This window comes from Pseudomonas sp. SDO524_S393 (assembly GCF_054071875.1).
In genome coordinates this window covers 1-20,063 of sequence record NZ_JBSVVZ010000040.1, presented here as the reverse complement: position 1 = coordinate 20,063, position 20,063 = coordinate 1, and the positions used below count along the sequence as shown (strand labels likewise).

Here is a 20,063-nt window from a genome sequence, read left to right as displayed (position 1 = left end):
TAGGCGCTTCCTACGTTTTGGAAGTGCCCATGCCTGCGCCGGTCCACCCTCACCCTATCCATCTGACGCTTGCCAACGGCCTGCGCGTTTCCTTGCAGCATGCGCCGCGTTTGAAGCGTTGCGCGGCCGTACTGAGAGTGGCCGCCGGCAGCCATGACGTGCCGCTGGCATGGCCGGGCCTGGCACACTTCCTTGAGCATTTGCTGTTCTTGGGCACAGCGCGTTTTCCCACAAGCGAAGGATTGATGGCCTACGTGCAAAGGCACGGCGGCCAGGTCAACGCCAGCACCCGTGAACGCACGACGGACTTCTTCTTCGAGCTGCCGATTGCGACGTTTGCCGATGGACTGGAGCGGCTGGCCGATATGCTGACCCACCCGCGCCTGGCGCTGGAAGATCAACTGCGCGAGCGCGAAGTGCTGCACGCCGAGTTCGTCGCCTGGTCCCAGGATGCCCAGGCGCAGCAACAGGTCGCGCTGCTGGAAGGACTTGCAGCTGACCACCCGCTGCGGGGCTTTCACGCGGGCAATCGCGACAGTTTGCCGGTGGAGCGTGAGGCCTTTCAGCAGGCGTTGCGGGAATTTCACACGCATTTCTATCAGAGCGGGCAGATGACCCTGAGCCTGGCCAGCCCACTGCCGTTGGAAGAGCTGGAAAGCCTGGCGCAACGCTTCAGCGAACAGCTGACCTCCGGGCCGCTGCACCCACAATCCGCACCACCGTCATTGATGCACGGTCAAGCCACTCGCTATCAGCATCAGGCCAACCAGCACCTGCATCAGGTCATCACTTGCGACGCCCCCCGAGAAGCCCTGGATTTCCTTTGCACCTGGCTCAACGCCTCGACGCCGGGCGGGTTGCTGGCCGCACTGCAAACACAGCAACTGGCCAGCGCCCTGCATGCCTCGGTGCCCTATCACTTCGCCGGGCAAGCTGTATTGGATATCGACTTTACGCTCAGCAGCCAGGACGCTTCGGCGACGCAAATCGAGGCGCTGCTGTACGACTGGCTGAGCTTTTTCGCACAGAGCGATTGGACTTCATTGCGCGAAGAGTTCGCGCTGCTGATCACTCGTCAACAACAGACCCAAGGTGCGCTCGCCTTGGCCCGCAACGACTGCGGGGATCTGTCGGACCAAAGCCTCGCTGCGTTGAAAGCCATGCTCGACGGCCTGCACCTGCAACCCTCTGCGCACGCCTGGCAACTGCCACCGTGCAATCCCTTCCTGCGCCCACAAGCCAAAGAAGAACGCGCCGGCCTGATTCGCGGCCAGACCAGCGCCCATCGAGGCTTGCGCACCTTCGCCCAGGACCGCACCCGCGGACGTCGCGAAACCTCGGCGCTGGCCTTCAGCCCGGCGCTGGCGAACGACAGTGATGAAGCGGCGCTGTACCTGCAATGGCAGTCGGCGCCTTCGGGCCTGGAAAGCGCATTGCAATCGCTGCGCGAGAATGCCCGCCAGGCCGGTGTCGAGCTTTCATGCGAAAACCTGGGTAATGACTGGCTGGTAAAGATGACCGGACTGTGCGAACCCATGCCGGCCATACTGGACGCCTTGGCACTCAGCCTGAAACAGGCGCCACCGGTCCACGCCGCTTTGCCTCCCATGATTGCCATCCGGGAATTGCTCAAGGCGCTACCGACTTGTTGCGTTCACCTGGAACCTCAGCCGGTATCGTGGAGCGCCGCGCGCTGGCAAGGCCTGGGGCTGGGGTTCCCTTCCGCGCACGAAGCCGCCATCAAGGTCGCAGCCGCGCGTCTGCCCGGGCAACCCGCGAGCCTGGACACTGCGGCACCGTCTCTCGGTGGCCGGCGAATCTGGCATGAAGTGAACACCGACTCCCGTGAAGCCGCGCTGTTGCTGTTTTGCCCCGTTCCGAGCCAGGCATTGGCAGATGAAGCCGTATGGCGCCTGCTCGCCCATGTACTTCAGGGGCCCTTCTATCAACGCCTGCGAGTGGAGCTGCAAATCGGCTACGCGGTGTTCAGCGCAATCCGACAGATCAACGGGCAAACTGGCCTGCTGCTGGGCGTGCAGTCACCTGACGTAGCGCTGGAAGGCATCGTTGAGCACGTGCAAACCTTTGTGGCGCAGCTGCCGAGCCTGATCGACAGCTGCGAAGACCTGGGCAATCAAGCCCTGGCAGAGCAATTCTCGGCACACAGCCTGCCGGTAGCCCAAGGCGCGGAGCTGCTTTGGCACGCCCGGCTGGCTGGCCATCCGTCGGGTTATCTGGAACAGCTGCAGTCGTTGATCTCCGGCTGCACCCGTGAAGATCTGCACCACGCAGCCCGGCAATTGAATGACGCTGCAGGCGGCTGGCGCTGCGTGGCCAACGGCCCGCGCATCACAGAGGACTGGCGCCTGGAAGGCTGATCATTGCCAACCCTGCAACAGGCTTTTTCCACCAAGACAGCGCTAACTTGAAAAGAATTGCGTAACATTCCTACGCACACATCTGAACATCTCCGACTGGAGGTGGACTATATGTATTACTCAGTAGTAAACGTCCCATCCCTTCGTAGGAGTAAGAATATGACCTGGTCCAAACCTGCTTACACTGATCTGCGTATTGGTTTCGAAGTCACCATGTACTTCGCCAGCCGTTAATCGGCTGGGTAATACAACGCCTCGGTTCGCCCGGGGCGTTTTTGTTTTGAGCTTGATGGAGCGACCATGTTTGTCCAGATTCTAGGTTCCGCCGCCGGCGGTGGTTTCCCGCAATGGAACTGCAATTGCGCGAACTGCGCGGGTTTTCGTGATGGCAGCCTGCGAGCCCAGGCGCGTACGCAGTCGTCCATCGCGATCTCGGATGACGGCGTCAATTGGGTGCTGTGCAACGCCTCGCCGGACATTCGCGCGCAATTGCAGGGCTTCACACCGATGCAACCCGGCCGTGCCCTGCGCGACACCGGCATCAGCGCGATCATCCTGATGGACAGCCAGATCGACCACACCACCGGCCTGCTCAGCCTGCGTGAAGGTTGCCCCCACCAAGTGTGGTGCACCGACATGGTCCATGAAGACCTGAGCACCGGCTTCCCGCTGTTCACCATGCTCACCCACTGGAACGGTGGCCTGGCCTGGAACCGTATCGAGCTGGATGCCAGCTTCACCGTACCGGCCTGCCCCAACCTGCGCTTCACCCCACTGCCGCTGCGCAGCGCGGCGCCACCCTACTCGCCGCATCGCTTCGATCCGCACCCGGGCGATAACATCGGCCTGATCGTCGAAGACCTGCGCAGCGGCGGCAAATTGTTCTATGCCCCAGGGCTGGGCAAGGTCGACGCACCGTTGCTGGAGATCATGGCCGGCAGCGATTGCCTGCTGGTGGACGGCACGCTGTGGGACGACGACGAGATGCAGCGCCGCGGCGTCGGCACGCGGACCGGACGCGAGATGGGCCACCTGGCGCAGAACGGCCCCGGCGGCATGCTCGAAGTGCTGGAGCAGTTGCCCGAACAGCGCAAAGTGCTTATCCACATCAACAACACCAACCCGATCCTCGATGAAGACTCCCCCGAGCGGGCGGAATTGGTGCGGCGTAATGTCGAAGTGGCTTACGACGGCATGAGCATTGAACTGTAGGAACAGACGACATGACTGACACGCCATTGAGCACCGCCGAATTCGAGGCAGCCCTGCGCGCCAAGGGCGCCTTCTACCATATTCATCACCCCTACCACGTGGCGATGTACGAAGGCCGCGCGAGCCGCGAGCAGATTCAGGGCTGGGTCGCCAACCGCTTCTACTACCAGGTGAATATTCCGCTGAAAGACGCCGCGATCCTGGCCAACTGCCCGGACCGTGAAATCCGCCGCGAATGGATCCAGCGCCTGCTTGATCACGACGGAGCCCCGGGTGAAGACGGTGGCATCGAAGCCTGGCTACGCCTGGGCCAGGCGGTCGGCCTTGACCCCGACCAGTTGCGCTCCCAGGAACTGGTGCTGCCCGGTGTGCGGTTTGCGGTGGACGCCTACGTCAACTTCGCCCGTCGCGCCAGTTGGCAGGAAGCCGCCAGCAGTTCACTGACCGAACTGTTCGCGCCGCAGATCCACCAGTCGCGCCTCGACAGCTGGCCGCAGCATTACCCCTGGATCAACCCGGCCGGCTACGAATACTTCCGCACCCGCCTGGGCCAGGCACGTCGCGATGTGGAACACGGCCTGGCGATCACCCTGCAGCACTACACCACCCGGGAAGGCCAGGAGCGCATGCTGGAAATTCTGCAGTTCAAACTGGACATCCTGTGGAGCATGCTGGACGCCATGAGCATGGCCTACGAACTCAAACGCCCGCCGTATCACAGCGTGACCGAGCAACGGGTATGGCATAAAGGGATCACCCTATGAGCTTTGATCGCAGCAAAAAACCCGCCTGGCGCCAGGGCTATCGCTACCAATACGAGCCCGCGCAAAAAGGCCATGTGCTGCTCTACCCGGAGGGCATGATCAAGCTCAACGAAAGCGCAGCGTTGATCGGTGGCTTGATCGATGGCGAGCGCGATGTGGCAGCCATCATCGCTGCGCTGGAACAGCAATTCCCCGGTGTGCCTGAGTTGGGCGATGACATCGAGCAATTCATGGAGGTCGCCCGTGCCGAGCACTGGATCACCCTTGCCTGAAAAGCCGCCCGTCGGCCTGCCGCTGTGGCTGCTCGCCGAGCTGACCTATCGCTGCCCGCTTCAGTGCCCGTATTGCTCGAACCCGCTGGATTTCGCCGAGCAAGGCAAGGAACTGAGCACCGAGCAGTGGTTCAAGGTATTTCGCGAAGCCCGCGAAATGGGCGCCGCGCAACTGGGTTTTTCCGGTGGTGAGCCGCTGGTGCGCCAGGACCTCGCCGAGTTGATCGGCGAGGCACGCAAGCTGGGTTTTTACACCAACCTGATCACCTCAGGGATAGGCCTTACCGAGCAGAAAATCAGCGACTTCAAGAAGGCCGGTCTGGACCATATCCAGATCAGTTTCCAGGCCAGTGATGAGCAGGTGAACAACCTGCTGGCCGGTTCCAAAAAAGCGTTCGCGCAAAAGCTGGAGATGGCCCGCGCGGTGAAGGCCCACGGCTACCCGATGGTGCTGAACTTCGTCACTCATCGGCACAACATCGACAAGATCGACCGCATTATCGAGCTGTGCATCGCCCTGGAGGCGGACTTCGTCGAACTCGCCACCTGCCAGTTCTATGGCTGGGCGCAGCTCAATCGCGTGGGACTGTTGCCGACCCGGGAGCAACTGGTGCGCGCTGAACGCATCACCAACGAATACCGCGCCCGGCTTGAAGCCGAAGGTCACCCGTGCAAACTCATCTTCGTGACGCCGGACTATTACGAAGAGCGCCCGAAAGCCTGCATGAACGGCTGGGGCAGTATCTTTCTGACAGTGACGCCGGACGGTACAGCCTTGCCCTGTCACGGCGCCCGACAGATGCCGGTGCAATTTCCCAACGTGCGCGACCACAGCATGCAACACATCTGGTACGACTCGTTCGGTTTCAACCGCTTTCGTGGCTACGACTGGATGCCCGAGCCATGCCGCTCATGCGATGAAAAGGAAAAGGACTTCGGCGGTTGCCGCTGCCAGGCCTTCATGCTCACGGGCGACGCCAGCAATGCCGACCCGGTGTGCAGCAAGTCCGAACAGCACGGCATCATCCTTCAAGCACGGGAAGATGCCGAACAGGCCACCCAGACCATCGCGCAACTGGCCTTTCGCAATGAGCGCAACTCACGGCTCATTGCAAAAGGCTGACGGCCTCAGCGCTTGGCGATGATGTACACCGCATGCACGATGCCCGGGATATAGCCGCACAGGGTCAGCAGAATATTCAGCCAGAACGCGCCGCCAAAGCCCACTTGCAGGAATACACCCAGTGGCGGCAACAGAATGGCGATGATGATACGGATGAAATCCATGGGATCAGCTCCTGAAAGTCGGCTCGTGCGAGCCGTGTAGCTAATCGACCCTGGAGGTTCGTGAGGGTTCAGTGGGATCTGGCACAGAGCCACTGCCCTGGTGCGGGGCAAAAAAATGCCCCCAGCCAAAAGAGTCAGGCTGGAGGCACCGCGTATGCCGCGAGACGGTTCTGGATCAAGGAATCAGACGGCGATGCCCTTGCGGCAGTGCAGTTGCGCGGAGCGCACACGGGAGAAAGCCCGTGCCAGACGCAGGAGCATTTCGTCGATGTTGCTTTTGCTGACTGTCAGGGCAGGAGTGAAACGCAGGCAGTCGGGTTGTGGGGCATTCAGGATCAGGCCTTCATGCAACGCCGCTTTTACGACCGCCTCTGCGGAGTCATCCGACAGCGTGAGGCCCCACATCAGACCTTGCCCGCGCAGTTGGCCATGCTCATAGCGATACGCCAGGCGGGCCAGTCCTTCGCCCAGGTAAAGGCCCGACGCGCGAACCTGTTCGAGAAAACCGTGCGCCAACACGGTATCGAGCACAGCGAGCCCGGCCGACGCCAGCAGTGCATTACCGTGGTGCGTACCGTCGAGCTCGCCGGGCTCGAAACAACAGGCTTTACCCCGCGCCAGTAACGCCGACAGGGGGACGCCGCCGCCCAGGCCTTTACCGAGGGTGATGATATCCGCGCGGACGCCGTAGGCTTGTTCGGCGAGCAAGCTGCCGCAGCGACCCATGCCCGTCTGCACTTCATCGAGGATCAGCAGGATGCCCAGTTCGCGGCACAGCCGCTCGACCCCCTTGAGGTAATGCTCAGTCGCCGGAATCACGCCGGCCTCGCCCTGAATGGGTTCAAGCAGGATGGCGACCGTCTGCGCATCCACCGCTGCGTGCAAAGCCGGCAGATCGTTGAAAGGCACGTGGCTGAAGCCCGGCAATGACGGTTCGAAGCGGTTCGCACCTGCGCCCGCCGAGGCCGCCATCGCGGCGAAACTGCGGCCATGGCACGCATGGCTCGCACTGATGATGCGGTAGGCGCCGCCGCGATGCAGTTGCCCCCATTTGCGCGCTAGCTTGATGGCCGCCTCGCACGCTTCCGAGCCGCTGTTGAGCAAGTAGGCCTGGTCGCTGCCGGTGCGGTGACACAGACGCTCGACAAGGTTGAGTTGCGCAGGCGTGTGCAGACCGTGACCGGGGTGAATCAGCATCTGGCTCTGGTCGGCCATGGCCTTGATCAGCACCTGGGGGCTGTGGCCCAGGCTGTTGGCCGCGTTGCCCTGGCTGAAGTCGAGGTAGGCGCGCTCGTCGCTGTCCCACAGCCATGAGCCCTGGCCGCGTGTGAACACCTGCGGGGGCCGCACGGCAGTCGGCATCAGACGCTCAGCGGACGGGTTGTCACGCACCGGGTCGAGCATCAGGTCATCCAGGCTCGGCGCGGGACGACGAAGGTTGAACAGGTTCACAGGTCACACTCGATGGCAACCGGACCTTGGTCGATGCGCCCCCTATACGCCGTCTTTGGATTTTTTGACTTGCCTATGTAAACGCTACCAACATAAACGCTGTTCATTGCCCGATCTGGCCCTGTAAGCCTTGTGGATAGGCGCTAGACTAGGCGTCTCGGGGGGCTGCGGCCATTTCGATTTTCCAGCTTTTTCGATAAGTAAGTCTTATGGATTTCAAGCAACTGCGTTATTTCGTCGCGGTGTATGAAGAAGGCCACGTCGGTCGAGCCGCCGAGCGCCTGTCAATCTCACAGCCGGCCCTGTCGCAACAGATTCGCCAACTGGAACAGAACCTGGATGTCAGCCTGTTCGAGCGCAGCAGCAAGCGCCTTTTGCCGACACTGGCCGCACACACGCTGTACAACCACGCATTGCCGTTGATCGACGGCATGCAGCAAGCCGTCGAAGCCTTGCGAAACTTCAAGGGCCAGGCGATGCGCACCCTGGCCATCGGCGTGCTGCAAACCGTGCACACCAGCCTGGTACCGCAGATGCTGGAACGCGTGCGCAAGGCGCAGCCGCATCTTGTTGTGCAGATCTACGAACTGACCGGGCTTGAGATCGAGCGGCGCTTGCTCAATGGCTCGCTGGATATCGGCATCAGCTATCTGCCACCGCGCCAGCCAGGGCTGCACGGTGTGTTGTTGTATGACGATGAGCTGAAGGTGGTGATCCCCGAGGATCATCCCTTGCGTGAATTCAAGAAGGTCTCGCTGAAACAGGCGGCCGAGTTGCCGATGCTGTTGCTCGGGGAAGAATTCCAGATCCGGCAAATCTGGCAGGGGCAGTTGTCCAACCTCGGGCGTCGCCCGCAAGTACAGGCCGAACTGAATACCATGGTGGGGATTCTCGACAGCCTGCCCCATACCCAACTGGCGACCGTGTTGCCCGGGCGCTCCCAAGACGAACACAACAGCCAGTCGCTGCTCTGGAAGCCGTTGAGCGAACCGCGAGTGCCGCTGAAAGTCGGCCTGGTGTGTCGCGATGTGCAGCGCCAGCAAGCGACGGTGGCATTGCTGCGCACCTTGCTGGAGGACGTGATGAATGCCCCGCAGACACAGACTTGAACGGCGGCCTGACTTTTTCGCGGACAAAAGAAAACCCCGCCGAAGCGGGGCTTTGCAGACTGTTTCCCTGACATCCATTTCACTCCGCCACCCTGGCAGAATCCTACGTGTCCGTGTTTTTGCTTTGCGCTTCCTGCGCGACGTCCATGGCAAGTAGATTATCCGTGGATCCAATCTGGCGATAGAGGACGATTAGCAGCACGTCATGTAAGAGAATGCTTACACGCTCTCCCCGTCCTCAGAACTGCGCTTCATCCAGTAAAAACAGCGATTCGCTGCCCGCCTTGACCGACGCGCTCAGCGAATGAATACGCGGCAGCAAGCGGGCAAAGTAGAAGCGCGCCGTCCCCAGTTTGCTGGCGTAGAAGTCGTCCTCGGCCTCTTTGCCCAGCGCGGCCTTGGCCATCCTTGCCCACATGTAGGCGTAGGCCATGTACCCGAACGCGTGCAGGTACTCCACCGAAGCGGCACCGATCTCATTGGGATTGGTTTTCGCGCGGTCCAGCACCCACGCCGTCAGCTCGTCCAGATTGTCCAGCGCGGCGCTCAGTGGCTTGGTGAATTCGGCCAGTTCGGCCCCGGCAGAAGCGATGAACTGGCGAATTTCGTCGGCGAACAGCTTATAGAACGCGCCATTGCTGCCAACGATCTTGCGCCCCATCAAATCCAGAGCCTGAATGCCGTTGGTGCCTTCGTAGATCTGGGTGATGCGCACGTCGCGCACCAGTTGCTCCTGGCCCCACTCGCGGATGTAGCCGTGGCCGCCAAACACCTGCTGGCCCAGCACGGTGGTTTCCAGGCCCAGGTCGCTCAGAAACGCTTTGGCCACCGGGGTCAACAACGCCACCAGGCTATCTGCACGTTCGCGGGCAGCGGCATCGTCGCTGAACTTGGCGATGTCCAGTTGCGTGGCCACGTAAGTGGAGAACGCACGACCGCCCTCGTTCGCCGCCTTCATGGTCAGCAGCATGCGGCGTACGTCCGGGTGGACGATGATCGGATCAGCCATCTTGTCCCGGGACTTGACACCGGTCGGCGAACGGCTCTGCAGCCGGTCACGCGCATACTCGATGGCGTTCTGATAGGAACGCTCACCAGACGCCAACCCCTGGATACCCACCCCCAGGCGCTCGTAGTTCATCATGGTGAACATCGCCGCCAGTCCACGGTTGGGCTCGCCTACCAGGAAGCCCACCGCGGCGTCGAAGTTCATCACACAGGTGGCAGACGCCTGGATCCCCATCTTGTGCTCGATGGAACCACAGCTCACGGTATTGCGCGCGCCAAGGCTGCCGTCAGCGTTCACCATGAACTTGGGCACCAGAAACAGCGAAATCCCCTTGGGACCGGCCGGCGCATCGGGCAACTTGGCCAGCACCAGGTGGATGATGTTTTCGGTCAGGTCGTGTTCACCGCCGGTGATAAAGATCTTGGTTCCGCTGATCGTGTAGGAACCGTCCGCCTGCGGCTCGGCCTTGGTGCGAATGATGCCCAGGTCGGTACCGGCATGGGCTTCGGTCAGACACATGGAGCCCGACCACGCGCCCGAGTACATATTCGGCAGGTAAGTGGCCTTGAGCGCTTCACTGGCGTGGGTGTTGATCGACACACAGGCACCCGAGGTCAGCATCGGATACAGGCCGAACGCCAGGCTCGACGAGTTGATCATCTCTTCGACCTGGGCCGATACCGCCTTGGGCATGCCCATGCCGCCAAAGAGCGGGTCACCGCCTACACCCACCCAGCCGCCTTCGGCGTAGGTTTTGTAGGCCTGTGGGAAACCCTCCGGGGTAAACACCGCCGTGTTGTCCCAGCGGCAACCTTGCTCATCGCCACTACGGCTGAGCGGGGCGATGGACTTGGCAGTGACTTTGCCGGCTTCTTCGAGGATTGCCTCAACGGTTTCGGCATCGACGGTGTCTGCCAATGCCGGCAACCGGGCCCAAGTAGTGGCGACCTCAAAGACTTCATTGAGGACGAAGCGCATATCCCGCAGCGGCGCTTTGTAATCAGCCATGGCAAACCTCGTGAGAACATGAAAAGTGGTTCGATAGGATCGGTTTTACAGGCTCCGAGTGTACCCGAACAACTTTTCAGACACATAGGGTCCCTTTGTGACTGATCGGTATTTTTAAGTCACCGAAGCGCAAAAGCCTCCGCAGGCAGACTCATCAGACAGTCGCTGCCTGCCTCCACAGCCGCCCGATGGGTCGCGGTACGCGGCAACAGGCGCTTGAAGTAGAAGTCGCAGGTGGCAAGCTTGGCCTGGGCAAACTCGGCATCGCCTTGCGCCTGCGCCGCCATGGCCATGCGCAACCACAGGTAGGCGAGGATGATGTAACCGCTGTACATCAAGTAATCCACTGCCGCCGCGCCCACTTCATCCGGTTTTTTCATCGCGGCCATACCGACCTGGGTGGTCAACGTGCCCCATTCCTGATTCAACTGATTGAGTTGTGCCACAGCCCCCTTGAACTGCGGATGCTCGGCGTTCGCTGCGCAGAACTTATGCACGATCTTCGTGAACCCGCGCAGCAACTTGCCCTGGCTGCCCAACACCTTGCGCCCCAGCAGGTCGAGCGCCTGGATGCCATTGGTTCCTTCGTAGATCGGCGCGATCCGCGCATCGCGCGCCAGTTGCTCCATGCCCCACTCACGAATGTAACCATGGCCGCCGAACACCTGCATGCCGTGGTTGGTCACCTCCAGCCCGGTCTCGGTCATGAACGCCTTGCAGATGGGCGTGAGAAACGCCAGCAGGTCTTCGGCCTCCTGCCGCTGGTTGGCGTCGCTGCTCAGGTGCGCCGTGTCGAGCAATTGCGCGGTGAAGTAGGTGAGTGCGCGGTTGCCTTCGTTGAACGCCTTCATGGTCAGCAGCATGCGGCGGACATCGGCGTGCACGATGATCGGGTCGGCGGCCTTTTCCGGGGCCTTGGCGCCCGTCAATGAGCGCATCTGCAAGCGATCATTGGCGTACTGGATCGCGCCCTGGAAGCTCGCCTCGCCATTGCACAACCCCTGCATGCCGGTGCCCAGGCGCGCATGGTTCATCATGGTGAACATGCAGTTGAGGCCTTTGTTCGCCTCGCCGATCAAAAAGCCTTTGGCGCCGTCGAAGTTCAGTACACACGTCGCCGACGCCTTGATGCCCATCTTGTGCTCGATGGAGCCGCAGTGCACCGCGTTGCGCGCGCCGGAATCGGCATGGAACTTGGGCACGATAAACAGCGAAATACCCTTGGTGCCCGCCGGCGCATCCGGCAACTTGGCCAATACCAGGTGGATGATGTTGGCGCTCATGTCATGCTCGCCGGCCGAGATGAAGATCTTGCTGCCGGTAATCGCGTAACTGCCATCCGCCTGGGGTACGGCACGGGTCTTGATCAGCCCCAGGTCCGTACCGCAATGGGCCTCGGTGAGGCACATGGTGCCGGTCCACTCGCCGGCGGTGAGTTTGCTCAGGAAGGTCTCTTTCTGCTCGGCGGTGCCGTGGGCATGAATGGCCGACATCGCACCGTGGGTGAGGCCCGGGTACATGCCCCACGACGTGTTGCTCGAACCGATCATCTCACTCAGCACCAGGCCCAGCGATTGCGGCAAGCCTTGGCCGCCGTAGGCCGGGTCCGCCGCCACGCCGTGCCAGCCGCCTTCCACGTATTGGGCAAAGGCTTCCTTGAAGCCCTTGGGCGTGGTCACCACGCCGTTGTCGAAATGGCAGCCCTCTTCATCGCCGCTGCGGTTGAGCGGCGCGAGCACGTTCTCACAGAATTTCGCACCTTCTTCGAGAATCGCATTGACCATGTCCGGGCTGGCGTCTGTCGCCCCCAGGGCAGCGTAATGGCCATGGAAATCAAACACGTGGTCGATCAGAAAGCGCATATCGCGCAGGGGAGCTTTGTACTCAGGCATGGCAATGTCTCCGGCAGCAGATGGTTTCAACCTACTGCCGGCCACCCCACCGAACAATCACTGTCGAGTCGCTGAATACACCGCCATCACTCAACCGGCAGCGCCTTCCATGCGTACCGCGCCCCGCCGGGTCTGCCCGGAAGCGACCACACAGTTACGCCCGGCGCCCTTGGCGGCATACAACGCCTGGTCGGCTGACTTGAGCACTTCTTCGGGCGTACGCTGCTCGGCCTGGCGTTCGGCCACACCGATGCTGATGGTCACCGACACACTCGACGCGCCACTGCCTGCCCTGCGCTGACGACCCTGCTGATCGTCCTGGGGGCGGCTGTCCTGGTTGCGCAGCTTGATGTCGTAGTCGGCGATGATCTCGCGGATTTCCTCCAGGTGCGGCAAGCATTCCTCCAGGCTCTTGCCGGCGAACACCACCGCGAACTCTTCACCGCCATAGCGGTAGGCACGCCCACCGCCGTTGACCTTGGACAGTTTGCTCGCGACCAGGCGCAGCACCTGGTCCCCCACATCGTGACCATGGGTGTCGTTGAAGCGCTTGAAATGATCGACGTCAGTCATGGCCAACACGTAGTTGCGCCCCAGCCGCTGCATGCGCTCATTGAGCGCGCGACGCCCCGGCAAACCGGTCAATTCGTCGCGGAACGCCATTTGATACGCCTCATGGGCCACGCCGGCGGCAATCATCAACATCACTTGGCTGCACATGATGTTCAGGGTGAACGGCAGGATGAAGGTTTGCGGCAACATCCAGAACATGCCCAGCAACCCCACCAGTTGCGCCGCATGCAGCGGGCGCGGCTGGTACCAGTACTGCGCCGCGAGGGTAAGGAAGCCAATCAGGAACATCGGGTACGACAACTGGATCAAGCTCATCCAGCTACCGTGCAACGCCGGCCAGCGGATTTCCGCCAACCAGTTCAGCACCGCCTGGGGATAACTTTGCTCGAGCGCCAGCGCCACACTGCCCACCGCCAACAAAACCGCACCACGGGCCACAAAGTCACGGAACAGGTGAGTCTTTTCCTGCCACAGCGCATAGATGCTGAACAGCAGCGGCAACAGCAGGCAGCACAGGTGAAACACCACCGCAGCGTCTTCGCGCACGCGACCGTGGTCGCGGTAGAAGTCGGTCTGGGTGTCGAGCAGGAAATAGGCGATATACACCGTGATCATCAAGAACAGTTCGCGCTGGCGGCGATACACCGCGCAATACGATCCGCCCAGCAGGAGCACCAGAGTCGGCAATACGTTGAACAGCGAGGTGAAGAAGACGTTGAGATCCTTGACGTAAGCAGCCGAGAGCCCGGCCAGCAAGAGCAGCAACGAAGGAAGGAAATGACTGAAACGTAAAGCGGACACGCGTGACAAGGGTAAAACTCCGACCCGCAAAAAAGATGGCACATTGCCTTCACGCAGACAGTTAAGCACAACCTGCGTGACATGTATCACATTGCCATCACTTTAACGGCAGCCGGTCGCAATCCCTGAGTGCTGCGCTGCGGTTTTTTGCAGGAGCGGGGCTTGCTCGCGAAGGTCGTCAACAATGACGCGGGCAGACGGAACGAACGCGCGTCCCGAATACAAAAAAACCGCCGCTCCCGTGAAGGAGCGGCGGCTATTGAAGCGAACCCGGTAAGGCTTAGTAAGCCAGGCCGAAGTCTTCTTCTTTCATGTCCATCAGGTTGGTGGCGCCCGACAGCATAGTGGCCACGTGGGTACGGGTACGCGGCAGGATACGCTGGAAGTAGAAGCGCGCGGTCTGCAGCTTGGCCGTGTAGAACGCCTCTTCAGTGGTGCCGGCAGCCAGCTTCTCGGCGGCCAGGCGCGCCATGTCGGCCCAGAAGTAAGCCAGGCACGCGTAACCGGAGTACATCAGGTAATCCACCGAGGCGGCACCGACTTCTTCGCGGTCCTTCATCGCGGCCATGCCGACCTTCATGGTCAACTCGCCCCACTCTTTGTTCAGTGCCGCCAGCGGTGCGATGAATTCCTTGACCGCTTCATTGCCTTCGTTGGCCTGGCAGAACTTGTGCACGATCTTGGTGAAGCCCTTGAGCGCTTCGCCTTGGGTCATCAGCACTTTACGGCCCAACAGGTCCAGCGCCTGGATGCCGGTGGTGCCTTCGTACAGCATGGAGATGCGGCTGTCGCGAACGTTCTGTTCCATGCCCCACTCGGCGATGAAGCCGTGACCGCCGTAGATCTGCACGCCGTGGTTGGCAGACTCAAAACCGACTTCAGTCATGAACGCCTTGGCGATCGGGGTCATGAAGGCCAGCAGGCCATCGGCTTGCTTCTTGGCTTCGTCGTCGGTGCCGTATTTGACGATGTCCACTTGCTTGGCGGTGAAGTACACCATTGCACGGTTGCCTTCGGCGAAGGCTTTCATGGTCAGCAGCATACGGCGCACATCAGGGTGCACGATGATCGGGTCAGCGGCCTTGTCCGGTGCTTTGGGGCCGGTCAGCGAGCGCATTTGCAGGCGGTCGCGGGCATATTTCAGGCCGCCCTGGAAGCCGATTTCGGCGTGGGACAAACCTTGCAGTGCAGTACCCAGACGCGCGGTGTTCATGAAGGTGAACATGCAGTTCAGGCCTTTGTTCGCCGGGCCGATCAGGAAACCGGTGGCCGCGTCGAAGTTCATCACGCAGGTGGCGTTGCCGTGGATGCCCATCTTGTGCTCCAGCGAGCCACAGCTCACGGCGTTGCGCGCGCCAATCGACCCGTCGGCGTTCGGCAGGAACTTCGGCACGATGAACAGCGAAATGCCTTTGGTGCCGGCCGGTGCGTCCGGCAGGCGGGCCAGTACGATATGGACGATGTTGTCGGCCATGTCGTGCTCACCGGCCGAGATGAAGATCTTGGTGCCGGAAACCTTGTAAGAACCATCAGCCTGAGGTTCAGCCTTGGTGCGCAGCATGCCCAGGTCGGTGCCGCAGTGCGGTTCGGTCAGGCACATGGTACCGGTCCACTCGCCCGACACCAGCTTGGTCAGGTAGGCCGACTGCTGCTCGGGGGTGCCGTGCTCGGAAATAGTGTTCATCGCACCGTGGGACAGGCCCGGGTACATGCCCCACGACCAGTTCGCGGCGCCGACCATTTCACTCACCGCCAGGCCCAGGGACTCCGGCAGGCCCTGGCCGCCGTGCTCCACGTCGTGGGCCAGGCTTGGCCAGCCGCCTTCGACGAATTGTTTGTAGGCTTCTTTGAAACCAGTAGGGGTCTTAACGCCTGACTCACTCCAGGTGCACCCTTCGATGTCACCCACGCGGTTCAACGGGGCCAGCACTTGCTCGCAAAACTTGGCGCCTTCTTCAAGGATGGCGTCAACCATGTCCGGGGTAGCGTCCTGGCAAGCCGGCAGGCTCTGATAGTGCGCTTCATAGCCGAGCAGTTCGTCACGAACGAAGCGAATATCACGCAAGGGGGCCTTGTAGTCAGGCATAGCGATAAACCTCTGCTGATGTATCTGGAATGAACAACCGCGTGGAAGTGTTGTGGCGGTCAAACAGGTGTTTGAAACATACGTTTACGACCTGGGGATGTCAAGCGTCGTCCGGATGCCGTTTGTCATGGCGTGGATTAAAGGCGTGCACGGCAACGTCTGCGGCGGGTTGCCACATAAGAGGATAGAAGTTCAGGGGGAATGTGGGAGCTGGCTTGCCTGCGATGCAGACGCCGCGGCGTATCAGGAAAATAGGGTAGAAACTATCGCAGGCAAGCCAGCTCCCACAGGAGAGCCGGCCTACCCGAAGGGAAAGTTAAGCGTAGGTATCGATCAACGTACCGAGCATTTCATCCGAAGCCTTGGCGACTTTGGCGCCCAGCTCCACTTGAAACTTGCCCTCGGCCATTTCGACCATGTCACTGGCCGAGTTCGCCGGTTGGGCGCGGTCAGTAGCGCGCAAACGGTCGTTTTGCGCATCCGAAGGCTGGGTCGTTGCGGCGCTGGCGATCTTGCCCGCAGCCTGGTCGACACGGTTCTGCCCGGCCTGAATGCTGCTCAGGCCCGAATAAAACGCGCTGCTTCCAGAGATTTCCATGGCGTAAGCCTGCCTTGAGAGAATCATGAACGCTGATTGAAGCAAAGATTGCGATGAAACGCCCGTCAAAAACACTAATGGCATAATGCCTTGGCGATAGCCAAAATCAGTCAGATCGCGTCAATCCAGCAGATCCAGTTGCAAGTAAGCCGCTACCGCTTCGGCCCCGGCCTGCTTGAGTTTCGGTACGCGGCCCAGGCACGGCGCGGGCAAGCGCTCAGCCAGGGTGGCAAGGTTTTCCTCCAGGCGAGAGGTCTTGGGGTCGATGATATTGGCCACCCAGCCCGCCAGCGGCAGACCGTCCCGCGCAATGGCTTCGGCGGTAAGCAAGGCATGGCTGATACAGCCCAGCCGCACCCCCACCACCAGGATCACCGGCAGTTTGAGCGCCATGGCCAGGTCCGACAGGTTGGCCTGATCAGCCAACGGCACTCGCCAGCCACCCGCACCTTCGATCAGCGTGAAGTCCGCCTGCCGCGCCAGAATCTGTTGCATCGGCTTCAGCAACGATTGCACCGTCAGCGCGACACCGGCTTCCCGCGCCGCCAGATGCGGGGCGATAGCCGGTTCGAACGCCACCGGGTTGACCTCGGCATAACTCAACGGCAGCGAACACTCGGCCTGCAGCGCCAGGGCATCGGCATTGCGCAGACCTTTGGCAGTCACCTGGCAACCCGAGGCCACCGGCTTGCCCGCCGCCGTGCTCTTGCCGGCCAGGCGAGCCGCATGCAGCAGGCCGGCGGCGATGGTGGTTTTACCGACATCGGTATCGGTGCCCGTCACAAAGTAAGCGGCGCTCATTGAGGTTTCTCCAGTACGGCGTACACCACTTGATAGGTCGCCGGCAGGCCCTCGGCCTGGCGGAACCGCTCATAAGCCTGCACCAGTGCAGCAATCCGCGCGCGCCCCGTCAACCCTCCCGGGCGACCCGGGTTGAGGTTGTGAGCACCCAATGCCTTCAATTCATGGGTCAGGCTGCGCACGTCCGGGTAATGCAGCACATGGGGCTGACGCTCCAGGTTTACCACTCGCAGTCCGCTGACCGCGCACAGTTGCTGATAGGCCTCGAAGGTGCGAAAGCGGTTGACGTGAACCAACCCGTCCACCGCACGCCAGCTGTCGCGCAGCTCTCCCAGAGTGCCCACGCACAGGCTGGCGAAGGCCATCACCCCGCCTGGTTGCAGCACGCGAAACGCTTCACTGAGCACCGCGTCAAAATGGGCACACCACTGCACCGCCAGACTGGAAAAAATCAAATCCACGCTGCGTGCCTGAAGCGGCAGGCGTTCCGCGTCGCCTGCAATAAAGTGCTGCGCACCGCCCAGCGGTCGCGCATGGTTGAGCATGCCTTCGGCGATATCCAGCGCAACGCCTTGGCTGGCAGGCCAACGCTCGCCCAGCACGCGACTGAAATACCCCGTGCCACAGCCCATATCCAGCCAGCGTTGCGGCAGGGTGGCGGGCGGCACAAGCGCCAGCAACTGCGCCCCCACCGCACGCTGCAACTCGGCGACGCTGTCATAACTGGCCGCCGCGCGGGAAAACGATGCCGCCACCTGGCGTTTGTCCGGCAGGCCGCCGGGCAGTGGAGGATGGGTGAGATCAGTCATCAACGCACTCATGCAAAAAAGCCTGGATCGCCCCCGCCACTCCATGGGGGTCTTCCAGAAGAAACGCGTGACCGGCCCGTTCAATCAGGCCGATTTCCACATCGGGCAGCAGGTTCAACAGCGCGCCGGCCGCTTCGGCGGGCACCAGTTCATCCAGGCCGGCAAACAGGTGAAACTGCGGTCCGCGATACACCTGCAAAGCTTCGCGGGTGTCCAGTTGAGCGAGCAGTTCAAGGCCTGGCATCAACTCACTGGCAGGCGCATTCGGCGCGCCGCTGACCAGCAATCGCGACAAGCCACGCGGGTCCTCGGTGCCCTTGGCGCACAACAGGCCGAAGCGCTTGAGCGTGACTTGGGAGTCGGCATGGCAACCGGCGAGGAATGCGTCGAACGTCTCGGCAGGCATCGCATTCGGCCAGCCTTCATGGGCGACAAAACACGGGTTGCTCGCCAGGGTCAGCAGGCCGCAACAACGCTCGCCGCGACGGGCCGCCAACTCGGAAGCGAGCATGCCGCCGAGGGACCACCCCCCCAGCCAGGCATTGTCCGGCAGCGTGGCGTCGAGTTCGTCGAGCCATTCCTCCAGGTCGCTGGAAGCCAGCGCAGGCAAGGGTTCGATCTGCACCTGAAGGTGCTCGTCGAGCCCCTGCAAGGCCGCGGCCAAAGGCTCCAGCGGCGAAACGCCGAGGCCCCAACCGGGCAGCAATATCAATCGGTCACGCATGGTCGGGCTCCGAACGGCTTAACACGCGGAAACACGTTTCCAATGCGTCTAACAATAGCTGCACCTGTGCCGCGCTGTGGGCCGCCGTCAATGTCACCCGCAGGCGCGCACTGCCCGCCGGCACGGTGGGGGGGCGAATGGCCGTCACCATCAGGCCGCGCTCGCGCAGCATCTGCGACAGGCGCACAGCCTTGGCGCTGTCACCCACCAGGATCGGCTGGATCGGCGTGAAGCTGTCCATCAAGGCCAGGCCGATCTGCTCGGCGCCCTGGCGGAACTGGCGGATCAGCCCGTTGAGGTGTTCACGGCGCCAATGTTCGGTGCGCAACAACTCCAGACTTTTGAGGGTGGCGCAGGCCAGTGCCGGCGGTTGGCTGGTGGTGTAGATGTAAGGGCGAGCGAACTGGATCAGACTTTCGACCAGTTCTTCACTGCCCGCCACAAACGCCCCGGCGGTACCGAACGCCTTGCCAAGGGTACCCACCAATACCGGCACGTCTTCCTGGCTCAAGCCAAAATGTTCGACGATCCCACCACCGTTGACGCCCAACGGGCCGAAACCGTGGGCGTCATCCACCATCAGCCAGGCGCCTTTGGCCCGCGTCTCACGGGCCAATGCCGGCAAGTCGGCCAAATCGCCGTCCATGCTGAACACGCCATCGGTGACCACCAGCGTATTGCCGGTGGCTTTCTCCAGGCGCTTGGTCAGGCTCTCGGCATCGTTATGCAGGTAGCGGCTGAAACGCGCGCCGGACAGCAGGCCCGCATCCAACAGCGAGGCGTGGTTCAGTCGGTCTTCCAGCACCGTATCGCCCTGCCCCACCAGTGCCGTGACGGCGCCGAGGTTGGCCATGTAGCCGGTGGTGAACAGCAACGCACGCGGCCGGCCCGTCAGGTCGGCCAGGGCCTCTTCCAGCTCATGGTGCGGCGTGGCATGGCCGACCACCAGGTGCGACGCGCCGCCGCCCACGCCCCAACGGGACGCGCCGGCGCGCCAGGCTTCGATCACCTGCGGGTGATTGGCCAGGCCCAGGTAATCGTTGTTGCAGAACGCCAGCAACGGCTGGCCGTCCACCACCACCTCCGGGCCTTGGGGGCTGTCCAGTAGCGGGCGTTGTCGATAAAGGTGTTCGGCACGGAGGGCAGCGAGGCGCGCGGAGAGATCGAAAGACATGCAGGCCTCGGGAGATCAAAGAACTAGAGACTGAATGCGATCAAATGTGGGAGCGGGCTTGCTCGCGAATACGGTGTGTCAGTCAGCACATCGACCACTGATCCACCGCCTTCG

At 61.9% G+C, this 20,063-nt stretch carries 18 protein-coding genes; 7 read left to right on the top strand and 11 right to left on the bottom strand.

From position 1 onward, the window contains the following. Positions 1–29 precede the first annotated feature (29 nt). The 6 genes from pqqF to pqqE all read left to right on the top strand — a co-directional run bounded on the left by pqqF (position 30) and on the right by pqqE (position 5,749). On the top strand, positions 30–2,378 hold the full coding sequence (pqqF, locus tag ACW9IB_RS18135; RefSeq protein WP_457414775.1) for a pyrroloquinoline quinone biosynthesis protein PqqF: 2,349 nt from the start codon (positions 30–32) through the stop codon (positions 2,376–2,378). A gap of 159 nt (positions 2,379–2,537) precedes the next feature. Then, complete coding sequence (gene pqqA / locus ACW9IB_RS18130) at positions 2,538–2,612, top strand: pyrroloquinoline quinone precursor peptide PqqA (RefSeq protein WP_003194766.1); 75 nt, start codon at positions 2,538–2,540, stop codon at positions 2,610–2,612. 66 nt (positions 2,613–2,678) lie between these two features. Then, positions 2,679–3,590: a pyrroloquinoline quinone biosynthesis protein PqqB gene (gene pqqB, locus ACW9IB_RS18125; protein WP_457414774.1), complete on the top strand. Its 912-nt coding sequence runs from the start codon at positions 2,679–2,681 to the stop codon at positions 3,588–3,590. Positions 3,591–3,601: 11 nt separating this feature from the next. Beyond that, on the top strand, positions 3,602–4,354 hold the full coding sequence (gene pqqC, locus ACW9IB_RS18120) for a pyrroloquinoline-quinone synthase PqqC (RefSeq protein ID WP_457414772.1): 753 nt from the start codon (positions 3,602–3,604) through the stop codon (positions 4,352–4,354). After that, positions 4,351–4,626 carry a pyrroloquinoline quinone biosynthesis peptide chaperone PqqD gene (gene pqqD / locus ACW9IB_RS18115; protein ID WP_457366707.1) on the top strand — a complete coding sequence of 92 codons (276 nt, stop codon included), beginning with the start codon at positions 4,351–4,353 and terminating at the stop codon, positions 4,624–4,626. The genes pqqC and pqqD overlap by 4 nt, the downstream gene beginning before the upstream one ends. Then, the gene (gene pqqE / locus ACW9IB_RS18110; protein ID WP_457366706.1) at positions 4,619–5,749 is read left to right on the top strand and encodes a pyrroloquinoline quinone biosynthesis protein PqqE; all 1,131 of its coding nucleotides are present in this window, start codon (positions 4,619–4,621) and stop codon (positions 5,747–5,749) included. The genes pqqD and pqqE overlap by 8 nt, the downstream gene beginning before the upstream one ends. 5 nt (positions 5,750–5,754) lie before the next feature. Here pqqE and ACW9IB_RS18105 read toward each other — a convergent pair whose 3' ends face one another. Together ACW9IB_RS18105 and ACW9IB_RS18100 are read right to left on the bottom strand one after the other, a co-directional pair. After that, positions 5,755–5,913, bottom strand: a complete 159-nt coding sequence (locus ACW9IB_RS18105; RefSeq protein WP_003228885.1) for a YqaE/Pmp3 family membrane protein — start codon at positions 5,911–5,913, stop codon at positions 5,755–5,757. A 183-nt stretch (positions 5,914–6,096) separates the two neighbouring features. Further along, positions 6,097–7,365 (bottom strand): aspartate aminotransferase family protein, encoded by a 1,269-nt coding sequence (locus ACW9IB_RS18100; protein WP_457414770.1) that lies wholly within the window; start codon positions 7,363–7,365, stop codon positions 6,097–6,099. A gap of 209 nt (positions 7,366–7,574) precedes the next feature. Here ACW9IB_RS18100 and ACW9IB_RS18095 point away from each other — a divergent pair, with 209 nt between their 5' ends. After that, positions 7,575–8,474, top strand: a complete 900-nt coding sequence (locus tag ACW9IB_RS18095; RefSeq protein WP_457414768.1) for a LysR family transcriptional regulator — start codon at positions 7,575–7,577, stop codon at positions 8,472–8,474. Between the two features lie 238 nt (positions 8,475–8,712). Here the strand turns inward: ACW9IB_RS18095 and ACW9IB_RS18090 are convergent, their stop codons facing one another. From ACW9IB_RS18090 to bioF, 9 genes are all read right to left on the bottom strand, one after another. Then, positions 8,713–10,491, bottom strand: coding sequence for an acyl-CoA dehydrogenase C-terminal domain-containing protein (locus ACW9IB_RS18090; protein WP_457414767.1), 1,779 nt, complete (start codon positions 10,489–10,491; stop codon positions 8,713–8,715). A gap of 119 nt (positions 10,492–10,610) precedes the next feature. Continuing rightward, positions 10,611–12,383 (bottom strand): acyl-CoA dehydrogenase C-terminal domain-containing protein, encoded by a 1,773-nt coding sequence (locus ACW9IB_RS18085; RefSeq protein ID WP_457414765.1) that lies wholly within the window; start codon positions 12,381–12,383, stop codon positions 10,611–10,613. Between the two features lie 90 nt (positions 12,384–12,473). Then, a complete protein-coding gene (locus tag ACW9IB_RS18080) occupies positions 12,474–13,766 on the bottom strand; it encodes a diguanylate cyclase (protein ID WP_457366701.1) in 1,293 nt (430 codons plus the stop codon). A 271-nt stretch (positions 13,767–14,037) separates the two neighbouring features. Next, complete coding sequence (locus ACW9IB_RS18075) at positions 14,038–15,843, bottom strand: phenylacyl-CoA dehydrogenase (protein WP_457414764.1); 1,806 nt, start codon at positions 15,841–15,843, stop codon at positions 14,038–14,040. Between the two features lie 316 nt (positions 15,844–16,159). Then, positions 16,160–16,441 (bottom strand): pyrroloquinoline quinone biosynthesis protein PqqE, encoded by a 282-nt coding sequence (locus ACW9IB_RS18070; RefSeq protein ID WP_457366699.1) that lies wholly within the window; start codon positions 16,439–16,441, stop codon positions 16,160–16,162. A gap of 120 nt (positions 16,442–16,561) precedes the next feature. Continuing rightward, a complete protein-coding gene (bioD, locus tag ACW9IB_RS18065; RefSeq protein ID WP_457366698.1) occupies positions 16,562–17,242 on the bottom strand; it encodes a dethiobiotin synthase in 681 nt (226 codons plus the stop codon). Further along, a complete protein-coding gene (bioC, locus tag ACW9IB_RS18060; protein ID WP_457414762.1) occupies positions 17,239–18,051 on the bottom strand; it encodes a malonyl-ACP O-methyltransferase BioC in 813 nt (270 codons plus the stop codon). Before bioC ends, bioD begins: the two co-directional genes overlap by 4 nt. Beyond that, positions 18,044–18,775, bottom strand: coding sequence for an alpha/beta fold hydrolase (locus ACW9IB_RS18055; protein ID WP_457414760.1), 732 nt, complete (start codon positions 18,773–18,775; stop codon positions 18,044–18,046). The genes bioC and ACW9IB_RS18055 overlap by 8 nt, the downstream gene beginning before the upstream one ends. After that, positions 18,768–19,949: an 8-amino-7-oxononanoate synthase gene (gene bioF, locus ACW9IB_RS18050; RefSeq protein WP_457414758.1), complete on the bottom strand. Its 1,182-nt coding sequence runs from the start codon at positions 19,947–19,949 to the stop codon at positions 18,768–18,770. The genes ACW9IB_RS18055 and bioF overlap by 8 nt, the downstream gene beginning before the upstream one ends. Between the last annotated feature and the right edge of the window lie 114 nt (positions 19,950–20,063).

What these genes read in the sequence shown, in the direction of transcription:
- ACW9IB_RS18085 (WP_457414765.1), bottom strand. Translation starts at nt 12,383, where the DNA reads ATGCCTGAGTACAAAGCTCCCCTGCGCGATATGCGCTTTCTGATCGAC.
- pqqF (WP_457414775.1), top strand. Translation starts at nt 30, where the DNA reads ATGCCTGCGCCGGTCCACCCTCACCCTATCCATCTGACGCTTGCCAAC.
- ACW9IB_RS18055 (WP_457414760.1), bottom strand. Translation starts at nt 18,775, where the DNA reads ATGCGTGACCGATTGATATTGCTGCCCGGTTGGGGCCTCGGCGTTTCG.
- pqqB (WP_457414774.1), top strand. Translation starts at nt 2,679, where the DNA reads ATGTTTGTCCAGATTCTAGGTTCCGCCGCCGGCGGTGGTTTCCCGCAA.
- ACW9IB_RS18075 (WP_457414764.1), bottom strand. Translation starts at nt 15,843, where the DNA reads ATGCCTGACTACAAGGCCCCCTTGCGTGATATTCGCTTCGTTCGTGAC.
- ACW9IB_RS18070 (WP_457366699.1), bottom strand. Translation starts at nt 16,441, where the DNA reads ATGGAAATCTCTGGAAGCAGCGCGTTTTATTCGGGCCTGAGCAGCATT.
- bioC (WP_457414762.1), bottom strand. Translation starts at nt 18,051, where the DNA reads ATGACTGATCTCACCCATCCTCCACTGCCCGGCGGCCTGCCGGACAAA.
- pqqD (WP_457366707.1), top strand. Translation starts at nt 4,351, where the DNA reads ATGAGCTTTGATCGCAGCAAAAAACCCGCCTGGCGCCAGGGCTATCGC.
- ACW9IB_RS18095 (WP_457414768.1), top strand. Translation starts at nt 7,575, where the DNA reads ATGGATTTCAAGCAACTGCGTTATTTCGTCGCGGTGTATGAAGAAGGC.
- ACW9IB_RS18105 (WP_003228885.1), bottom strand. Translation starts at nt 5,913, where the DNA reads ATGGATTTCATCCGTATCATCATCGCCATTCTGTTGCCGCCACTGGGT.
- bioF (WP_457414758.1), bottom strand. Translation starts at nt 19,949, where the DNA reads ATGTCTTTCGATCTCTCCGCGCGCCTCGCTGCCCTCCGTGCCGAACAC.
- bioD (WP_457366698.1), bottom strand. Translation starts at nt 17,242, where the DNA reads ATGAGCGCCGCTTACTTTGTGACGGGCACCGATACCGATGTCGGTAAA.
- ACW9IB_RS18090 (WP_457414767.1), bottom strand. Translation starts at nt 10,491, where the DNA reads ATGGCTGATTACAAAGCGCCGCTGCGGGATATGCGCTTCGTCCTCAAT.
- pqqC (WP_457414772.1), top strand. Translation starts at nt 3,602, where the DNA reads ATGACTGACACGCCATTGAGCACCGCCGAATTCGAGGCAGCCCTGCGC.